Source organism: Pseudomonas sp. SMV7 (genome assembly GCF_052041995.1).
Classification (GTDB): domain Bacteria; phylum Pseudomonadota; class Gammaproteobacteria; order Pseudomonadales; family Pseudomonadaceae; genus Aquipseudomonas.
The window spans coordinates 137,064-156,153 of sequence record NZ_JBKGGT010000002.1; the positions used below are offsets into that span (position 1 = coordinate 137,064).

Here is a 19,090-nt window from a genome sequence, read left to right on the forward strand (position 1 = left end):
GAGCGGCCTTGTGTCGCGAAAGGGCCGCAAAGCGGCCCCTGTGATTCATCCATGTCGCTGAAATCCTGGGGCTGCTTCGCAGCCCTTTCGCGACACAAGGCCGCTCCCACAAGTTCTGTGCTCAGCCGCGCTATCAGCGGGCTTTCTGTTTCGCTTCGAGGAAGCTCGCGCGCATGTCCTTGGCCCAGCCATCCAGCACCGGCTTGACGTCATTCAGGGTCAGCTTGGTGGTCTTGTTCTCCAGTTCCTGCCCTGTGCCCTTGCGCACTACCTGGGCCAGCACCTTCTGGCTGGCACCATCCAGGAACGCAGCCTCCACACCGACATCCACTTCCTGGTCGCGCCCGCCCATGGCCGTGTTGACGCCGGCCGAGATCAACGCGATGGGAATGACCTCGTAAGGCTTGAGGCCTTCGTTGCTGGTGGACACCGCCGTGATCGCAGGACGCACCACGAGCACCCCGGGCCCGGGGCCCTTGGCCAGGGGCACGACGCTGCCCATTTCACGGCGCAGGGCCTCATTGAAGTAGCGGGTGATGTCTTGCAGCGTCTGCGCCGAGATGACCTCCGTCGGCTGTGGCCGAGGGTAGAACTGGCTAGGCTCGATGAATACCTGGCTGTACTGGTTGACGTTGGCCTTGGGGTCGATCCAGCGCATCACCGGGTCGCCCGAAGGGCTCTTGGCTTCTGCCAGCCGGCTGTAGTCCTTGAGGAAGCCGGAGTAGTCCTTGGGGGCCACGCGGTTGCTGGAACAGGCAGCAACGGCGAGCAATGCGGCGCACAACAGGGTAATGCGGGGCAATGATTTCATGATGAAAACGCATCCATGATGGGTCGGCCAGAACAACGCTAGCAGGTGCGCGACAGATGGCCAGTGGCAGAGTTCAATCGACCTGAAAATGGCCCATCTGTCGCGGCTGTTCAGCCCAGTGCCTCACGCAGGCGGTACCACAACATGCCCAGCGCCAGCAGCGGCGAGCGCAGTGCCTTGCCGCCGGGGAAGGTCAGGTGCGGCACCGCACTGAACACGTCCAGCCCACGGCTGTGGCCAAGTGCAATGCTTTCGGCGAGCAGCCTGGCGGTCCAGTGCGTGACGTTCAGCCCGTGCCCGGAATAGCCCTGGGCGTAATACACGTTGCGCTGCTGGCTGAGCCGACCGACCTGGGGAAAGCGGTTGGCGGTGATGCCGATCATGCCGCCCCATTGGTAATCAATCCGCACCTCGGCCAGTTGCGGGAATACCTTGAGGACCTTGGGCCGCATGTAGCCAGCGATGTCTTTGGGGTCGCGGCCGGAGTAATGACAGGCGCCGCCGAACAGCAGCCGGCGGTCTGCCGTGAGGCGGTAATAGTCCAGGCCGACCTTCTGGTCGCACAGCGCCATGTTCTGCGGGATCAGCTGGCTGGCCAGCGCTTCAGGCAATGGCTCGGTGGCCACCACGTAGCTGCCCGCCGGCAGCACCTTGCCGCTCAGGCGTGGCTCCAGTTCATCGAGGTGGGCGTTGCAACCGAGCACCAGATTATCTGCGCGCACCTTGCCATGCGCGGTGTGTAGCACCACCGGCTGGCCATGCTCGATGCGCAGCACCGGGCTCTGCTCGAAGATGCGCACGCCCAGGCCGTGGGCAGCACGCGCTTCACCTTGGACCAGGTCGAGCGGGTGCAGGTGGCCCGAGCCCATGTCGACCAGGCCGCCAGCGTACTGGTCGCTGGCGACGATCTCGTGCAGCTGGTCGGCGCCGACCAGGCGGGTTTCCGGGCGATAGCCAAGGGCGGCCAGGTCGTCCAGCTCATCCTCGAATGCGGCGAACTGGGCGGCGGTATTGGCCAGTTCGCAAAAGCCCCAGCGCAAGTCGCAGGCAATGCCGTACCGGTCGATGCGGCTGGCCACCAGCGCTACCGAATCGATGCCGGCCTGCTTGAGATAACGCACACCGTCCTGGCCGACATGCCGGGCAAAACCGCTGACGTCATGGCCAATGCCTCGGATCAGCTGGCCGCCGTTGCGCCCGCTGGCGCCCCAGCCGATGCGCCGGGCTTCCAGCAGGACCACCGACAGGCCGCGCTCGGCCAGTTCCAGCGCCGTGTTGACGCCGGTCAGCCCGCCACCAACCACGCATACGTCGGCCGTCAGTTCGCCGTCCAGGCTGGGGTAGGGGGCCGCATCGCGTGCCGTGGCGGCGTAGTACGAGGCGGCGTGTTGGGTCGTGAAGGACATGGGGGTTCTCGGCTCAGCGGTTGGACTTGATCTTGCTCCAGGAGCGGGTCATGACGCGCATGATCTTCGGGCTCGGGGTGCTGGAGATATACAGCTTGTCGAGCACGTCCTGGGGCGGGTAGACCTCGGGGTTGTCGACCAGCGATGCATCCATGTAGGCCTGGGCATCGGGGTTGGCATTGGCGTAGCCGACCGTGGTACTGACCTTGGCGATCACCTTCGGGTCGAGCAGGTAGTTGATGAACGCCAGGGCCTGTTCCGGGTTGTTGGCGTCTTTGGGGATGGCCAGCAGGTCGAACCACAGGTTGCTGCCTTCCTTGGGAATGCTGTAGGCGACCTTCACGCCGTTGTTCGCTTCCACGGCGCGGTTGGCGGCCTGGAACACATCGCCGGAATAACCGAAGGCCACGCAGACATCGCCGTTGGCCAGGTCGGCGACGTACTTGGAGGAGTGGAAGTAGGTGATGTAGGGGCGCAGTTCGAGCAGCCGGGCTTCGGCCTTGGCATAGTCGGCCGGCTGCTCGCTGCGCGGGTTCATGCCCAGGTAGTTGAGCACGGCCGGGAACAGTTCGTCGGGCGAATCCATGAATGCTACGCCGCACTGCTTGAGTTTCTTCAGGTTCTCGGGCTCGAACAGCACGGCCCATGAGTCGACATGATCGACGCCGAGGGCCGCCTTGACCTTGTCGACGTTATAGCCGATGCCGTTGGTGCCCCACAGGTAGGGCACGGCATAGCGGTTGCCGGGGTCGTTCTGTTCAAGCTGCTTGAGCAGCTTGGGGTCCAGGTGCTGCCAGTTGGGCAGCTTGCTGCGGTCCAGCGGCAGGAAGGCACCGGCCTGGGCCTGGCGCGCGAGAAAGTGGTTGGACGGTACCACCACGTCATAACCGGTGCGCCCGGCCAGCAGCTTGCCTTCCAGGGTTTCGTTGGAGTCGAACACGTCATAGACCACCTTGATACCGCTGCTGGCCTGGAAGTCGGCCAAGGTGGTGTCGCCGATGTAGTCGGTCCAGTTGTACACGCTGACCGAGGGGGTGGCGTGGCTGGTGCTGGCGAACAGCAGGGTGAACGCAGCGGGTATCAAGGTTTGCAGATGACGCATGGGAACACCTCGTTGGTCTTGTTTTTCGAGTTCGGTGTGTTGGGGCTGCTTTGCAGCCCATCGCCGCGGTTCGTCGCCACGACAAGCCAGCTCCCCCAGGTTCTCCATGAACCTGAAGCCTGCGCTGTACCTGTGGGAGCAACTGTCTTGCTCAATTTGTAAAAGCTGGCGCGATCCCTGTTGGAGCGGGCGGGCCCGCGAACACGGGCGAAGCCCGTGCCATCCACCGCGTCGCCTGTTTCGCGGGCTTGCCCGCTCCCACAGGTACTGCGCATGGCTTGAGGTCAGCGCGTCGGGGTGGGTGAATCAGACGCTCAGCATCAGGAATTCACGCTCCCACGAGCTGATCACCCGCTTGTAGTTCTCGTGCTCGGCACGCTTGACCGCCACGTAGCCCTGGACGAACTGCTTGCCCAGGTACTGCTGCACGGTCTCGCAGTCTTCCATGTGCTGCAGGGCGTCTTCGATGGTGATCGGCAGGCGCAGGTTGCGTCGTTCGTAGGCACGGCCCTGCACCGGTGCGCTGGGCTCGATGCGCTCGACCATGCCCAGGTAGCCGCACAGCAGGCTGGCGGCGATGGCCAGGTACGGGTTGGCATCGGCACCGGGCAGGCGGTTTTCCACGCGCATCGACTCGGGGCTGGAAGTGGGCACGCGCAGGCCGGCAGTGCGGTTTTCCTCACCCCATTCGACGTTCACCGGTGCCGAGGTGTCCGGCAGGAAGCGGCGGAACGAATTGACGTTGGGGGCGAACATCGGCAGCAGCTTGGGGATGTACTTCTGCAGGCCACCGATGTGGTACAGGAACAGCTGGCTCATGCTGCCGTCTTCATTGGCGAAGATCGGCTTGCCGCTGGCGATGTCGACCACGCTCTGGTGCAGGTGCATGGCGCTGCCCGGCTCGTCGGTGATCGGCTTGGCCATGAAGGTGGCCGCGACATTGTGCTTGAGCGCCGCCTCGCGCATGGTGCGCTTGAACACCGTGATCTGGTCGGCCAGGTCCAGCGCGTCTCCGTGACGGAAGTTGATCTCCATCTGCGCCGGGCCGTCCTCGTGGATCAGCGTATCCAGGTCCAGGCCCTGGATCTCGCACCAGTCATAGACATCCTCGAACAGCGGGTCGAATTCGTTGGCGGCATCGATCGAGAACGACTGGCGACCGCTTTCGGCACGGCCGGAACGCCCCAGGGGTACCTGCAGCGGCAGGTCCGGGTCTTCGCAGCGCTGGGTCAGGTAGAACTCCATCTCCGGTGCCACGATCGGCTGCCAGCCTTTGTCGGCATACAGCTTGAGGACCTTCTTCAGTACGTTGCGTGGCGACAGTTCGATGGGGTTGCCCTGCTTGTCGAAGGTGTCGTGGATGACGATCGCGGTCGGTTCGATCGCCCACGGGATCTGGTACACCGCTGTCGGGTCGGGGCGGCAGACCATGTCGATGTCGGCGGCATCCAGCAGGTTGTAGTAGATGTCATCGTCGACGTAGTCGCCGGTGACCGTCTGCAGCAGCACACTCTCGGGCAGGCGCATGCCACGCTCGTGGAGAAACTTGGCGGTGGGCGCGATCTTGCCGCGGGCGATGCCGGTCAGGTCGCTGATCACACATTCGACTTCGGTGATCCGGTGTTCTTTCAGCCAGGTGGACAGCTGATCGAAGGGGGCGTTCATACAGACCTCTTGGGTGGGTTTGAGTGGCAGAGCGCATGCCTGGCGACTTCGTTACAACTTCCAGAAGGGGCTCCGAAGTCGTTGCGCTTCCCAGTTGACGCGCTGGAGACTATCTTGGTCGCAGCCCCTGTGGCCGATCTATCCACTTTCTCCGGCAAACAATGCACCAAAAGAGTGCAACTAGGACCGCGCGTGACAACCGCCAATGCCCTGCAAGTCCAGGCCTTCCATACCACCGATGTCACCGAACAGGTGCGTGCCACCCCGGCGTGGCAGCAGCAATACCGGCAGATGTCGCCCGGGCATTTCAGCGGTGAGTTGCGTTGCCTGGGGCTGGAGGGGGTGGAGGTGTACGAGGAGCGCCTGAACACCCGGGTCGAGCAGTTTTTCCGCGCGCCGAGCGGTTCGCTGGCGTTCTGCTTCGACCGCAGCGAGAACAGCCTGTACCTGTTGAACGAACACAGCCGCAACATCTGGATCACCCCGGAGAACTACCAGGAAGTGGCGGTGGTGTTCGACCAGGCCTTCCTGGCCGGCCATGGCCTGGACCCACAGCGTCTCGAAGGGTTGTTCATGGTGCCGCTGGGCAGCGGCCAGAACGCGCTGTTCGGCAGCTGGCTGAGCGCCACGCTGACCCGCCTGGGTGAAGCCGATTGCCCGCTGCAGGGGCAGGCCCTGGCGGAACAGCTGCTGGATGACTGCCTGTTCATCCTCGACAATGCGTGCCAACGCCTGCAGGGCGTGGCCCTGGGGCGGCGTGACGAAGAGCGGGCAATCATGCGGCGGGTCAGCGAGTGGGCGGCCGACTGCCCGGAGGAGACCTTGAACCTGGTGGAACTGGCGGCGGTTGCCGGGGTTTCCCTGCGTCAGCTGCAGCAGGCGTTCAAGGCGTTTACCGGAATGTCTCCGGCGCACTGGTTGCGCCTGCGTCGGCTCAACGGTGCGCGGCGCGACCTGTTGCGCAGCGGCGGAACGACCGTGGCCGAGGTGGCGATGCGCTGGTCGTTCTGGCATTTGGGAAGGTTTTCAGAGAGTTACCGGCAGTTGTTCAAGGAATTTCCCAGCGAGACCTTGAAGCGGGGCAGGGGCTGAGCGTCGGAAACCGGCTGCCCTCCCAGGCAGCACTGAACCCTGCATCGCTGCGCAAAAATTGCTATCGTGCCGGCCTGTTTCCACCCGAGGTGCCGATGTTCTACCTGCCTTTGCCCAGCGACCAGGCCGACCGCCTCGCCAGCGAGCCCGCTACCGAGTTCTTCAGTACCGCCAGCCTGCTGGAAGCCGCTACCGTGCTGTTCGTGCAAAACCTGCCGCGCCAGCCCGCCACGGCCTCGGCGGACGCGCAGGAGCGCCGTTTCGCTGAAATCGTGCGCATCGCCAACGAGGTCGAGAGTGCCGCACCTGGGCGTTTCCAGGGCCAGGTAGCGCAGCACTTCGACCGTGAGGCCTTCGCGATGGGCCTGGGCATGCTCGGCGACAACGGTATCGCCCTGGTGTCCAACGAGGTGGCGTACCAGGCTGACGAGCTGCTGGACGGCGAAGGCCAGTGGAACTTCCAGTTCGCCGACAGCTACCGCCAGCGCGCCACACCGCTGCACCCGGTGTACCTGCCCGCGCTGGCCAGCGACCTGATGCTCAGCGACCAGCAGCACCGGCTGCTGCGCGAGTTTCTCAGTGGCATCGACGAATCGGTGGCCGTGCAGGGTTTCGCCGGTACCGGCAAGACCTTCCTGATTCATCAGTTCGCCCGCCTGCTCGACCCCCAGCGTACGCTGTTGCTGGCATTGACCGAAGGCCAGTTGCACGCCTTGCAGGCGCGGGTCAAGGACGCGGCGGCCTATACGGCGCTGACCTTCGGCCAACTGGCCGACGAACTGCTCAACCGCGACCTCACCAGCAACGGTTGGCGCCTGCGCGACCCATACCGCACCAAGCTGTCGTGGCGCCCGCAGGAGGCGCAGGTGGTCCGCTGGCTGGGCATTCCCGACATCGGCCCGCTTGCTGCCCGCCAGGTGGTGGCGTTGTGCATTCGCGCGGTGCGGACCTTCTGCCACAGCGCCGACAGCCAACTGCAGCTGCACCATCTGCCGTGGGCCGGGCCGGGCACCACGCCGCTGGATCAAGAAGTGCTGCTGGAAAAGGCACGGTTGTACTGGCAGGAACTGATTCGCCCGTCCGCCCGGGAAATCCAGTTGCCGGTACGCGACTATCACCGGGTCAAACTGTTGTCATTGACTGCTGACGTGATCGACAGCCGCTACACCCATGTCATCGTCGACGAGGCCCACGAACTGTCGGCGCCGATGCTCGCCGTGCTCGACCGCAGCCCGCAGTCGATCATTGCCCTGGGTGACGAGTTGCAGAACCTCAACGGCCTCAGCCCGCACCATGGCAGCTTCATTCGCCAGCGCTGCATCGACCGCTCACTGCGCGCCGGGCCGGCCATGGACAAGGTGCTCAACCCACTGATCCAGGCACATCCGGCGGCGATCCAGGGTGTCTTCAGCGGCAGCGCCGAGCATTACACCCGGGTCAGCTTCTTCGACACGGTCAGCGTTCCGGAACAGCCCACCGCACTGATCGTCGATGATGAGTGGGGCCTGTTCGGCTGGTTCCAGCGCCTGGCGCACCTGAACGTGCCGTTCGTGCTGCTGAAAAGCGCGCGCAAGGACTTCGAGCTGTTCGTCGAGGACTGCATCGAACTGTATCGCCATGGCACCCGGCCGCGTCACCCGATGCTGTTCCGTTATGCCAGTTGGCAGGCGCTGGAGCAGGACAAGGGCGATGACAAGGCATTCGTTGCCGTGGCCAACATGCTGCGCAAGGGCTACACCCCCGAGCACTTTGCCAGGGCCAAGAGCCGTTACCGCTGGGACAAGGCGCCCAAGCTGTTCCTGGGGCGGGTGCGGGATGTGAAGAACATGGAGTTTGCCCGGGTCATGGTGTCGCCGGAACTGATGGTGGCGCCGCAGGTGGCTGGGAACCGCAACGAGCGCGCGCGGATGCTGGCCGGGTTGTACACCGCCTGTTCGCGGGCGCGGCATGAACTGATCGTGCCGGGGGGAATGCTGGACTGGGTCAAGGACCAGGTTCGGGGTTGAGCCAGATGGGGCTGCTTTGCAGCCCCAGGGCATCAAATCAATTACGATCCAGCCAGACCGTCTGCGCATTGGTGAACTCACGCACACCAAAGTGCGACAGCTCGCGCCCGAAGCCGCTCTTCTTCACCCCGCCGAACGCCACGCGGGGGTCGGAGGCGCAGTAGCCGTTGATGAACACGCCACCGGTATCCAGGGCTGCGGTCATGCGCTCGGCCAACGCGTAGTCGGCGGTATAGATGGTCGAGGCCAGGCCGAAGTCACTGTCATTGGCCAGCTCCACCGCATGGTCCGCATCACGGGCGCTGATGATCGCCGCCACCGGCCCGAACAGCTCCTGGCGGAACGCCGTCATGTCCGGGGTGACGTTGGCCAGTACGGTAGGCGCGTAGAAGTTGGCCACACCGTCGAGCTTGTGCCCGCCCAGCAGCAGGGTAGCGCCTTCGGCGAGGCTCGCCTGGACCTGGCCATCCAGCTCGTCACGCAGGTCGAAACGGGCCATCGGGCCGATGTAGGTGTCGTCTTCCAGCGGGTTGCCCACCTTCAGCCCACGGGTGGCGTCGACGAACCTGCGAGTGAATTCCTCCACGACGCTGGCTTCGACGATCAGGCGCTTGGCCGCTGCGCAGACCTGGCCGGTGTTCTGGTAGCGGCCGATCACCGCCGCCTTCACGGCGGCATCCAGGTCGGCGTCGGCCAGCACGATGAACGGGTCGGAGCCGCCCAGTTCCAGCACACACTTCTTCAGCGCCGCGCCAGCCTGCGCACCAATGGCCATGCCGGCCCGCACGCTGCCAGTCAGGGTCACCGCGGCGATGCGCGGGTCGTTGATGGCCCGGGTGACACCGTCCGGGGTCACGTTCAGCACCTCGAACACGCCTTCTGGCAGGCCGGCATCCTTGAACAGCTCAGCCAACAGGTAGGCACTGCCCATCACGTTCGGGGCGTGCTTGAGCACGTAGGTATTGCCAGCCAGGATCGCCGGCACGGCACCGCGCAGTACCTGCCATACCGGGAAGTTCCACGGCATCACCGCCAGGATCGGGCCCAGCGGGCGGTATTCGATGCGGGCCTTTTCCACCTGGGTCGGCTCGGCAGCGAGCATCGCCGGGCCGTGCTCGGCGTACCAGCGGCACAGGCCGACGCATTTGCTGACCTCGCCACGGGCCTGGGCAACCGGCTTGCCAATTTCGCGGCTGATCATTTGGGCGAAGGCTTCGGCCTTGGTTTCGAGGGTGCTGGCCAGCGCCAACAAGTACTCGCTGCGCTGACCCAGCGACACCTGGCGCCACTGGCGGAAGCCAACCTTGGCACGTTGCAGCGCCGCTTCCAGTGCGGCGTCGGTGTCGAACGGGTAGGCGCCGATCTGCTCACCGCTGTACGGGTCGAGGGAGATGGCGTGGGTCAGGCTGCTGATCGCGCTCATGGCGGGACACTCTCGTTGTCGTTGATCCGAGACGCCAGACTAGTGGGCTGGGGCTTTAATGAAAACTGAATAATAATGAGCGAAACATTCACGTTTGGAGAATGACTGTGGACCTGGTGCAACTGGAAATCTTCAAGGCGGTCGCCGAACAGGGCAGCATCAGCGCCGCCGCGCAGCACATCCATCGGGTACCGTCGAACCTGACTACACGCATCAAGCAGCTGGAGGAAGACCTTGGCGTGGAACTGTTCATTCGTGAAAAGAGCCGCCTGCGCCTGTCACCGGCAGGCTGGAACTTCCTCGAATACACCCGGCGTATCCTCGACCTGGTTCACGAGGCGCGCCTGACGGTGGCCGGCGAGGATCCGCAAGGCACCTTCGCCCTGGGCTCGCTGGAAAGCACGGCGGCAGTGCGCATCCCGGCCTTGCTGGCGGCCTACAACCAGCGCTACCCCAAGGTCGACCTGGACCTGTCTACCGGGCCATCCGGGACCATGCTCGAGGGCGTCCTGTCCGGGCGCCTGGTGGCGGCATTCGTCGACGGGCCGGTGCTGCACCCGACCCTGGAGGGTATGCCGGTATTCGAGGAAGAGATGATGGTCATTGCACCGCTCAACCATGCCCCGGTAACCCGCGCCCGGGACGTCAATGGCGAGAATATCTACGCCTTCCGCGCCAACTGTTCGTACCGCCACCACTTCGAGAACTGGTTCGTCCAGGACCAGGCGGTGCCAGGCAAGATTCACGAAATGGAGTCGTACCACGGCATGCTGGCCTGCGTCAGCGCCGGCGCCGGCCTGGCCATGATGCCACGCAGCATGCTCGACAACATGCCCGGCTGCAGCACGGTCAGCGCCTGGCCGATGTCAGAGGACTTCCGCTACCTGAAAACCTGGCTGGTATGGCGACGCGGTACGGTATCGCGCAGCTTGAGCATGTTCGTGAAATTACTTGAAGAACGCCGCACAACCTTATGTCCAGGCAGCGAATAGCTGCCCATCAAGGTGAATTTCGTCCAGGCGACCACGGGTCTGCACGAACGCTGTCTGTCCAGGAGGATCAGATAATAGGTAAGCCATCCTCGAACGGAGGGTCGTACCATGCGTAATCATCACTATGCCCTGGGCGCGGCACTGCTGGTCGCCCTGGCGCTGCCCTGGACCCTGGCGGCCGCCGCCGACCTGAACGCCCCGATCGACATGCAGGCCGTGCAGTTGCAGCCGCAGGAGCAGAACGGCGTACGCTACCTGCAAGGCGGCATTGGCCAGGACGAGGCCAATGCCCTGCGCAAGACCCCGGGCTATGACCTCCACGTCGAGCTCTCGACCGGCCCGGAAGGCAAGTTCCAGAGCGGTGCCAACGTGGATATCCAGAATGCTCAGGGGCAGCCTGTGCTGAGCATCGCGGATGCCGGGCCGCTGCTGTACGTACAGTTGCCGCCGGGCAAATACAAAGTCACTGGCAACGCCCAGGGCGAGACGGTGCAACAGGTGGTGACAGTCAACGGCAAGTCACCGGCGACCGTCAACCTGAACTGGCGTTGATGGCGAACGCGGCGGGAGTACAACTGTACTCCCGCCTGCAAGAGGCGCATTGTCATGAGCCTGGACCAGCAACTGCAGACGTTGGACGAGCAGGGCTATGTGCTGCTGCCTGCGCTGCTCGACCCCTTGCGCATCGCCTTGTTGCGCTGCGCCATCGATGACTTGCAGCCGATCCACTGGGACTACCAGGGGCTGCTGGAACACTACAAGTGCGTGTTCAACCGCCACCCGTTGTGGTTGCCGTTTCTTGACCTGCCAGCGCTGATCGACCTGGCCGAGGCGGCACTGGGCGCTGACTGCCATGTGATCGGGCAGACCGCATGGCGCAGTCACCCGGGCTACCCCGGCATGGCCCTGCACCTGGACCACCTGCCCATGCAGTTGCCCGACTGGCTCCGCGAACGCGGCGACTTCGTGCAACCTGTGCAGATCCTGACCGCGCAGCTGTACCTCAGCGACATCGACCAGGCGATCGGGCCGACCTGGATCGTGCCCGGCAGTCACCGCGCGGCGCGGCCGCCGCAGGCTGGCGAGGACCAGTGGCAGGGTCGCAAGGCCGAGCCGGTGCTATGCAGGGCAGGGGATGCGCTGGTGTTTCGCAGTGATGTCTGGCACAGCGGCGGGGCCAACTGCAGCGATGCACGTGAACGCGACATGCTGCAGGTGCACTACGGCCGACGCATGGTGGCGCAGAAGTTTTCACCGTACCTGAACTGGCGCTTCAACCCGCAGGTGCTGGAGGCGGCCACGCCCCGGCAGCGACGCCTGCTGGGTGAGCATGCGGAAGCGGAATACGACTGAGGTGCCGATGCCGGCACGCCAGATGCAGAGCGAAGTAATTAGCCAATAGTGGCAATACACTTTCAACTTTCTGATTATCTGGACAATAATCAGGAAAGTATTACTTCATGTGACCGGCGCTCAGGTAGCGGTCACCCAGAATATCGAGGGGCCCAAGCCCCCGCTTGTTGTATGACCATCAGGAGAAGTCATTGATGAAAACCCGTCTAGCAGCTTCGCTGGCCGCTGCAGTGCTGGCGTTTGCCGGGGCCAACCTGGCCCAGGCAGCGCAGGTGTCCGGCGCCGTTGGCGCCACCAGCCAAGGCGACATGACCTACCGTATCGGGCTGTCGTTCGACTGGGACAAGAAATGGCTGGAAAGCAGCACCGGCTACGTGAGCGGCTATTGGGATGCCGCCTACACCTACTGGGAGGGCGGTGAAGCCAGTGGCGCCCATTCGCTGTCGCTCAGCCCGGTATTCACCTATGAATTCAGCGGTTTCAGCTACACCCCGTACATCGAGGCCGGTATCGGCCTGGCGGCGTTTTCCAAGACCGACGTGGGCGACCAGCGCCTGGGCTCGTCGCTCAACTTCGAAGACCGCATCGGCTTTGGCCTGAAGTTGCCGGGGGAGCAGAAGGTCGGGATCCGCGCGATGCACTACTCCAATGCCGGGCTCAAGCAGCCTAACGACGGGATCGAGTCGTACTCGCTGTTCTACAGCAAAGGCTTCTGAGACCCCGCGGGCCGCTTCGCGGCCCGTCGCGACACAAGGCCGCCGCGCTTCCTGTCAGCGGCCTCAGCCGCGATTACTGGCACAGCCGGTGCAGCCACCGCGTCGCCTGCTCGCGGATAAATCCGCTCCTACATCGGCTTCGATTTGACGCGGTACCTGTAGCGGCCTTGTGTCGCGCGGGGCTGCAAGGCAGCCCCGGGAACTGTCAGAAGGTATACGAAACCCCGGCCTGCACCGTGCGCGGCGCCCCCGGGTAGACGTAGTTGTTGAACGCCCCCTCGTCATAACCCTTGTTGAACAGGTTCTTCACATCCAGGTTCAGGCGCACGTGTTCGTTGACCTTGTAGAAGCTCAACAGGTCGACCACGCTGTAGCTTTCCATGGTGTAGGTACTGGCCGCTGTCTGCCCGGCCCGGTCATCCACGTACTTCACGCCGACGCCCAACCCCAGTCCCTTGGCCAAGCCATCCTGAAATTCGTAGGTGTTGAGCAGGCTGAAGCTGTTGCGCGGGATATTGGCCAGGTGGGTGCCCTTGGGCAGCGTCGTGTCCTCGGTCACTTCGGCGTCAACGTAGGCATAGCCCCCGATCATGCGCCATTCCGGGGTGAGGTTGCCGGCGATGTTGATATCCAGGCCACGGCTGCGCACTTCACCGGCGGCGATCTTGTAGGTACCGGTGGGGTCGTTCGGGTCGTTGGCCAGTACGTTTTCCTTGACGATGTGGTAGATCGCCGCGTCGACGCTCAGTTGACGATCGAGCGCCTCCCATTTCACGCCCAGCTCGTAGGACTTGCCTTTTTCCGGGTCGAAGCCACTGCTACCGTTGCCGGCGGGCGTGCCCGTGTTGGGTTTGAACGAACGGGCGGTGTTGGCGTAGACCGCCACAGTATCGGTCAGGTCGTAGATCAGACCGAAGCGTGGCGTGACGCCGTTCTCGCCCTTCTGGAAATCGCGGTTGGCAGCCCGGCGATCGTCGTAGTCGTGCTCGAAGCGCTCGAAGCGCACACCGGCCAATGCCTTCAGACGCTCGGTCAGCGCCACCTGGTCCTGGATGAAGAAGGCCCAGGTCTGTAGCTTTTCATTGTCCCAGGTCGTTGGCGTCGGATTCAGCTCCGGCCGCGGTTGACCCAGTACCGGGTCGTAGATATCGATCGGGTAGGACGCGGTGGAGCGGCGGATAATCGAACTGTAGTGGTAGTTTTCGTACTCGATGCCGGTCAGCAGGGTATGGCTGAGTGTACCGGTATCGAAATGCCCGGTCAGGTTCAACTGCCAGTCGCGGTCGGTCCATTCCAGCTTGCGGTAGTTGAAGTTGCGGTCAAGCGTCCGGCCATCTGCCTGCAATCGCGTGCCCTCGACCGCATTACCCTTGAGCGAGCCATCGAGGTACTGGAAGCCACCACCCAACGTCCAGTCTTCATTGAGCAGGTGCTCGAAGCGCAACTGGGCCATGTTGTTATCGTTGTGCAGCAGGTTGTCGCTGCCTTTCTCCCAGATGTAGGTATCGCGTGAGGCGCTGCCGGTCTGAGTGGGGTAGCGGGTCAGGCCACGATCAAGAGGGTGATTGTTGCGCATGAAGTCGCCCTCGAAGACGACCTTGGTGCTGTCGTTGACCTGCCAGCTGAGCACCGGCGCCACGTCGTAGCGCTCGCTCTCCACGTCGTCGCGGAAGCTGTCGCCGCCTTCGCCCAGCAGGTTCAGGCGGTAGGCCAGCGAGCCATCCTGGTTCAGCGGCCCGGTCGCGTCCAGGGTGGCACGGTGCATGCCCTGGTCGTCGAACTGGCTGCCCAGGGTAACCTTCGGCTCCGCCAGCGGCTGCTTGCTGACCACGTTGAAGGTGCCGCCGGGGTCACCGCGGCCATACAGGCTGCTGGCCGGGCCACGGAGCACCTCCAGGCGCTCGACGGTGTTGGCGTCGGGGGCGTTGGGGTAACCGCGGTTGATCGGGAAGCCGTTGCGGTAGAACTCGCCGCTGGTAAAGCCGCGCACGGTGAAGGTGGTCAGGCCCTGGCCACCAAAGTTGTTGGCGCGGCCGACGCCGCCGGCGTAGTCAAGGCCGTCCTGCAGGCGTGTGGCGCCCGTGTCTTGCAGAACGTCCTTGGGCACCACGCTGACCGATTGCGGGGTTTCATGCAGCGCGGTGTCGGTGCGGGTGGCGCTGGCCGAGCGGGTGGCCTTGTAGCCGTCCACCGGGCCATCGGCACGTTCACTGTCGGCGCTGCTGGTAATGCTCAGGGCCTGCAGTTCGATCTGGGAGGGCGTGCCGAGCGGTTCTGGCTCGGCAAAGGCCAACGGGGAGACGGCATGAAGCACACAAAGCGAAACGAACGTGCGACGCATCGACGGGACGATCCTGAAGTAGAGCGCTGAAGGTAAGGGGCTGGAGCGGCGCAAAACTACTACGAATCATTATCAAACGCATTATTTTTATGTGGCACTGCTGTACCACTTACCAGGCAGGCGATTCGCAGCTGGCTTGTTCGCGGGCACGCTCGCGAACAAGCCAGCGAAGATCAACACTCAGCGAAGCGCCTTGATCGCCAGCACATTGCACAGCGGATGTTCCAGGACATGCGCGGTGGTCCCGCCCAGGAAGGTCTGCAGGGCGTCGTGCCGGTGGCTGCCCATCACGATCACATCTGCCCGGCTATGGCCGACGAACTGGGCAATCGCCTTGATCGCAGGGCCTTCCAGGAAGTGCCGACGCTCCAGCGGGATCTGATGGTGGTCGCCCAGGCGGTTGAACGCCGCGCGCTGGGCGGCTCGCAGGCTGCTGTCGAAGCCGGGCATGGTGACCGTGCCGGCGCCGAAGTCGGCAATGTGGGTCCTGGCCGCATCGCATACATGCAGCAGGTGCAGTTCGGCGTTGCACTGCAGGGCCAGCGCATGGGCACTGTGGATCACCTGCTGGTCCAGGTGCTCGCCAGGGCCGTGGCTGTTCAGGTCCACTGCGGCAGCGATCTGCCGGGGCAGGGGCAGGCGGATATCGCTGACCAGGTGCACGGCCACCGGGCTGTCCTTGAGCAGTTGCCAGTCCAGTGGCGTCACCAGCAGGCGCTTGAGCACGGGTTCGTGCTGCACGTCCTTGATCAGCAGGTCGCACCCCAGCCGCTCGACCCGTTCCAGCACACTGCCCAATGGGTCACGGGTGAGCAGCAACTCGGTGGACACATCCAGGCCGGCGTTGCCCAGTTGTTCGGCTTCGTCCGCCAGCCATTGGCGGTTGTCGCTGAGCAGTCGTTCGCGTTCGCGGCTGTCGCTCATCAGGCCGAAGGTGTCGACATCGTCGACGAACACATTGATGTCCAGCAAGGCCCCGTTGGATTCCGCCAACGCCGCCGCGCGCTGCAGCGCCGGCGTGTGACGCATCTGCGGGCCGAGCATGACGAACAGACGCTTGAACTGGCTCATCGCACACCTCCACGTGTGGCAGCCCCCCGGGTGATCTGGTCATGTTCAGTCTAGACCGGTGCAGCGTACAGCGGGGCGATGGGTCGGGTATGATGCGTGCCCCATCTTTGTCACGAGGCCCGTCCCATGTCCCTGAGTGCTGCACAGATCGGCGAGTACCGCGCCTTTGCCGAGCAGTTGGCCGATGCTGCCGCTGAAGCGATCAAGCCCTACTTCCGCGCCAGCCTGGATGTCGAGGACAAAGGCGGGCGTTTGTACGACCCGGTGACCGTGGCCGACAAGGCGGCCGAAGATGCCATGCGCGCGCTGATTCAGGCCCGTTACCCCGAGCATGGCATTCTCGGCGAGGAGGCCGGAGTGGCGGTCGGCAGCAGCCCGCTGACCTGGGTGCTCGACCCGATCGACGGCACCCGCGCCTTCATCACCGGCCTGCCGCTGTGGGGCACACTGATTGCCCTTAACGACGGCACGCAGCCGGTAGTAGGGGTGATGAACCAGCCATTCACCGGAGAACGCTTCGTCGGCACGCCGGAAGGCGCCTGGCGCAACGGTACGCCATTGAAGACCCGCGCCTGCCGTGACCTGGCCTCGGCGACGCTGATGTGCACTACCCCGGACATGTTCGATACCGCTGAACGCAAGGCTGCATTCGAGGCGGTTGCCGGCAAGGCGCGGCTGATGCGCTACGGCGGCGATTGCTATGCCTATTGCATGCTGGCCAGCGGGTTTGTCGACGTGATCGTCGAGGCCAGCCTGCAGCCGTATGACGTCCAGGCGCTGATGCCGATCATCGCAGGGGCGGGTGGGGTGATCAGCGCCTGGGATGGCAGCAGCGCGCAGAATGGTGGCTGCGTGGTGGCTTGCGGTGACCCGGTGCTGCATGCGCAGATGGTGAAGATGTTACGCAATGCCATGTGAGCGGCGTGCTGCTTGTGCAGCCCTGGTCGCGGGGGCTGCACATTGTCCACGGATGGTAGGGATGGAGGCTCGCTAGCTCCCCAGGCACTGCACTTTTTCCCGTTTCCGGGCTCTATGCTTGGCCAGGCTGTGCCGATACCCGGTACAGCCGCCGAATATCGACCCGGTGCCGATGGTTGCAAGCAGTCCCAAAATCCTCTCACGCCTGCTGCTGGTTGGCGCCTTCAGCTGCCTGTGCGCCTGCACCCAGGAACAGGGCCGCGACATGCTCGACCAGCTCGGCAAAGGCAAGCCCAGCGAGCTGTTCCAGACCAGTGTCGACCGCATGGCCACGCTGTCCATGCGCGACAACCTGCAGAGCTTGTACCTGCTGATGAACAAGCTGTATCTGCGCAACCCCAGCCAGTGGAAACTGTCCGGCTACGTGGATGCGGCCACTGCCGAGCGGCAGATCCGCATCGCCATCGAACACCGCCAGCCGCTGCCGCAACTGGGCCAGCGCCGTGACCTGGCGGCCTTGAGCTATGCCCTGAGCCCGGAGTTTCGCGGCGATCGGGTAGGCGCGTTCATCTACGCGATTGGCAGCATGCTGATCACGGCGCATGGCGGGCGTACCGAGTTCTACATGACCGATACCATCGACCCGCTGTTCGTCAACAACGCTGCACGCAATATCGAAAAGGCTACCTGGATGCTGAGCCAGCGACAGGATGCCAACGGCGAACTGCTGCTGTTCTCCAATGAAATCTCCGAGGAGGGCAGCAATCTCAGTTTTGCCGTGGAGTTCGGCAAGATCGTGGCACGCCTGGATTTGCTCGCCGAATTGCTGGATGAGCGGTATCGGCGGATTGGTCTGAATTATGCGCAGAGCCTGTTGTTGATGAATTTCCTGCCTGTGCAATGAATGCAGCAGGGGTGAGCAGCCGCCACACGGAAATAGCGTTCGATAATCGAACGCCTGCGCCAGCGCCCTGTGCGCTATCCGCCCGGCATTCGCGCAGATGCGTTGCCCACCCCCGGCCAATTTGCTTAAGTGGGCCCATGCACCGGTTGTCGTTTGCCCGCACCTGCGCCAACCGCCTCGATAGACTGACCGTGACGACCGCAACCACAGCCCACCGGGCCGTAGGAAGCGGCGACCAGAACAACAACGATACCGAGTGCCCTGCCTATGGAAAGCCGCCTGCTGAGCGAGCGCAGTAGCGTGTTTCATCACGCCGACCCTTGTGCTGTGTCCGCTTATGTCAACCAGCATGTAGGCCAGCATTGCATCGGTCTGTCCCGCACCACCCATCCGCAGGCCAGCCTCAGCCACCGCAAGTTTGCCGAACTCGACCTGTGCCGCATCAGCTACGGTGGCAGTGTGCGGGTCACCTCGCCAGCGCTGGAAACCATCTATCACCTGCAGGTACTGCTCAATGGCAACTGCCTGTGGCGCGGGCCCAAGCGTGAGCAGCTCCTGGTGCCAGGCGAGCTGCTTGTGATCAACCCGGAAGACCCGGTCGACCTGACCTATTCGGACGACTGCGAAAAATTCATCCTCAAGGTGCCGACCCGGCTGCTCGAATCGATCTGTGACGAACAGCGCTGGCAGCGGCCCGATGGCGGCGTGCGCTTCCTGCGCAACCACTACCGGCTGGAAGAGCTGGACGGTTTCGTCAACCTGCTGGCGATGGTTTGCCATGAAGCGGAAGTCAGTGGTTCGCTGCCAAGAGTGCAAGGCCATTACAGCCAGATCGTCGCCGGCAAGCTGTTGACGCTGATGAGTACCAATGTCTGCCGCGAGAGCCTGGGTTCACCCGGCGCAAGCCTGGAACGGATCCTCGACTACATCGAACGCAACCTGAAGCTCGAGCTTTCCGCCGAAGCGTTGGCAGAGCAGGCCTGCATGAGCCTGCGCTCGTTGTATGCGTTGTTCGACCGGCAGCTGGGCACCACGCCCAAGCAGTATGTGCGCCAGCGCAAGCTGGCGCAGGTGCATGCCTGCCTGGGCGACGCCAGTTGCGCCGTGCGCAGCGTGACCGAACTGGCCATGGACTACGGCTTCCTGCACCTGGGGCGGTTTTCCGAGGTGTATCGGCAGCAGTTCGGCGAGCTGCCGTCGGAAACCTTCCGCAACCGGCGCGGAACACACCCACCCCCTGCAGAAAACGGATAGCACCGCGCACAAAGCGGATATTGCTGCCGCCTACCA

General features: G+C 63.9%; 16 protein-coding genes. 9 read left to right on the forward strand and 7 right to left on the reverse strand.

The window, feature by feature from the left end; translation table 11 throughout:
* Positions 1 to 133: 133 nt before the first annotated feature.
* From ACLEJP_RS03600 to ACLEJP_RS03615, 4 genes are all read right to left on the reverse strand, one after another.
* Positions 134 to 811, reverse strand: coding sequence for a DUF3313 domain-containing protein (locus ACLEJP_RS03600; protein ID WP_440804557.1), 678 nt, complete (start codon positions 809 to 811; stop codon positions 134 to 136).
* Positions 812 to 921: 110 nt separating this feature from the next.
* Positions 922 to 2,217, reverse strand: a complete 1,296-nt coding sequence (locus ACLEJP_RS03605; protein WP_440804558.1) for an NAD(P)/FAD-dependent oxidoreductase — start codon at positions 2,215 to 2,217, stop codon at positions 922 to 924.
* A 13-nt stretch (positions 2,218 to 2,230) separates the two neighbouring features.
* Positions 2,231 to 3,319, reverse strand: coding sequence for a polyamine ABC transporter substrate-binding protein (locus ACLEJP_RS03610; RefSeq protein WP_440804559.1), 1,089 nt, complete (start codon positions 3,317 to 3,319; stop codon positions 2,231 to 2,233).
* 306 nt (positions 3,320 to 3,625) lie between these two features.
* A complete protein-coding gene (locus ACLEJP_RS03615; RefSeq protein WP_440804560.1) occupies positions 3,626 to 4,984 on the reverse strand; it encodes a glutamine synthetase family protein in 1,359 nt (452 codons plus the stop codon).
* Positions 4,985 to 5,176: 192 nt separating this feature from the next.
* Here ACLEJP_RS03615 and ACLEJP_RS03620 point away from each other — a divergent pair, with 192 nt between their 5' ends.
* Both ACLEJP_RS03620 and ACLEJP_RS03625 read left to right on the forward strand, forming a co-directional pair.
* The gene (locus tag ACLEJP_RS03620; RefSeq protein WP_440804561.1) at positions 5,177 to 6,076 is read left to right on the forward strand and encodes a helix-turn-helix domain-containing protein; all 900 of its coding nucleotides are present in this window, start codon (positions 5,177 to 5,179) and stop codon (positions 6,074 to 6,076) included.
* 95 nt (positions 6,077 to 6,171) lie between these two features.
* The gene (locus ACLEJP_RS03625) at positions 6,172 to 8,082 is read left to right on the forward strand and encodes an AAA family ATPase (RefSeq protein ID WP_440804562.1); all 1,911 of its coding nucleotides are present in this window, start codon (positions 6,172 to 6,174) and stop codon (positions 8,080 to 8,082) included.
* A 37-nt stretch (positions 8,083 to 8,119) separates the two neighbouring features.
* Here ACLEJP_RS03625 and ACLEJP_RS03630 read toward each other — a convergent pair whose 3' ends face one another.
* A complete protein-coding gene (locus tag ACLEJP_RS03630) occupies positions 8,120 to 9,505 on the reverse strand; it encodes an aldehyde dehydrogenase family protein (protein WP_440804563.1) in 1,386 nt (461 codons plus the stop codon).
* 107 nt (positions 9,506 to 9,612) lie between these two features.
* Here ACLEJP_RS03630 and ptrR point away from each other — a divergent pair, with 107 nt between their 5' ends.
* The 4 genes from ptrR to ACLEJP_RS03650 all read left to right on the forward strand — a co-directional run bounded on the left by ptrR (position 9,613) and on the right by ACLEJP_RS03650 (position 12,566).
* A complete protein-coding gene (gene ptrR / locus ACLEJP_RS03635) occupies positions 9,613 to 10,497 on the forward strand; it encodes a putrescine utilization regulator PtrR (RefSeq protein ID WP_440804708.1) in 885 nt (294 codons plus the stop codon).
* 108 nt (positions 10,498 to 10,605) lie between these two features.
* The gene (locus tag ACLEJP_RS03640; protein WP_440804564.1) at positions 10,606 to 11,049 is read left to right on the forward strand and encodes a carboxypeptidase regulatory-like domain-containing protein; all 444 of its coding nucleotides are present in this window, start codon (positions 10,606 to 10,608) and stop codon (positions 11,047 to 11,049) included.
* Positions 11,050 to 11,103: 54 nt separating this feature from the next.
* On the forward strand, positions 11,104 to 11,850 hold the full coding sequence (locus tag ACLEJP_RS03645; RefSeq protein ID WP_440804565.1) for a phytanoyl-CoA dioxygenase family protein: 747 nt from the start codon (positions 11,104 to 11,106) through the stop codon (positions 11,848 to 11,850).
* 194 nt (positions 11,851 to 12,044) lie between these two features.
* Positions 12,045 to 12,566 carry an acyloxyacyl hydrolase gene (locus tag ACLEJP_RS03650; RefSeq protein ID WP_440804566.1) on the forward strand — a complete coding sequence of 174 codons (522 nt, stop codon included), beginning with the start codon at positions 12,045 to 12,047 and terminating at the stop codon, positions 12,564 to 12,566.
* Positions 12,567 to 12,771: 205 nt separating this feature from the next.
* Here the strand turns inward: ACLEJP_RS03650 and ACLEJP_RS03655 are convergent, their stop codons facing one another.
* Positions 12,772 to 14,907, reverse strand: coding sequence for a TonB-dependent siderophore receptor (locus ACLEJP_RS03655; protein ID WP_440804567.1), 2,136 nt, complete (start codon positions 14,905 to 14,907; stop codon positions 12,772 to 12,774).
* A 180-nt stretch (positions 14,908 to 15,087) separates the two neighbouring features.
* Entirely contained in the window at positions 15,088 to 15,978 is an 891-nt protein-coding gene (locus ACLEJP_RS03660; RefSeq protein WP_440804568.1) for a universal stress protein, read from the reverse strand.
* A 126-nt stretch (positions 15,979 to 16,104) separates the two neighbouring features.
* Here ACLEJP_RS03660 and hisN point away from each other — a divergent pair, with 126 nt between their 5' ends.
* The 3 genes from hisN (at position 16,105) to ACLEJP_RS03675 (ending at position 19,054) form a co-directional block, all read left to right on the forward strand.
* On the forward strand, positions 16,105 to 16,896 hold the full coding sequence (hisN, locus tag ACLEJP_RS03665; RefSeq protein ID WP_440804569.1) for a histidinol-phosphatase: 792 nt from the start codon (positions 16,105 to 16,107) through the stop codon (positions 16,894 to 16,896).
* Positions 16,897 to 17,068: 172 nt separating this feature from the next.
* Positions 17,069 to 17,800, forward strand: coding sequence for a hypothetical protein (locus tag ACLEJP_RS03670; protein WP_440804570.1), 732 nt, complete (start codon positions 17,069 to 17,071; stop codon positions 17,798 to 17,800).
* A gap of 267 nt (positions 17,801 to 18,067) precedes the next feature.
* Positions 18,068 to 19,054: an AraC family transcriptional regulator gene (locus ACLEJP_RS03675; protein WP_440804571.1), complete on the forward strand. Its 987-nt coding sequence runs from the start codon at positions 18,068 to 18,070 to the stop codon at positions 19,052 to 19,054.
* The last annotated feature ends 36 nt before the right edge of the window (positions 19,055 to 19,090 follow it).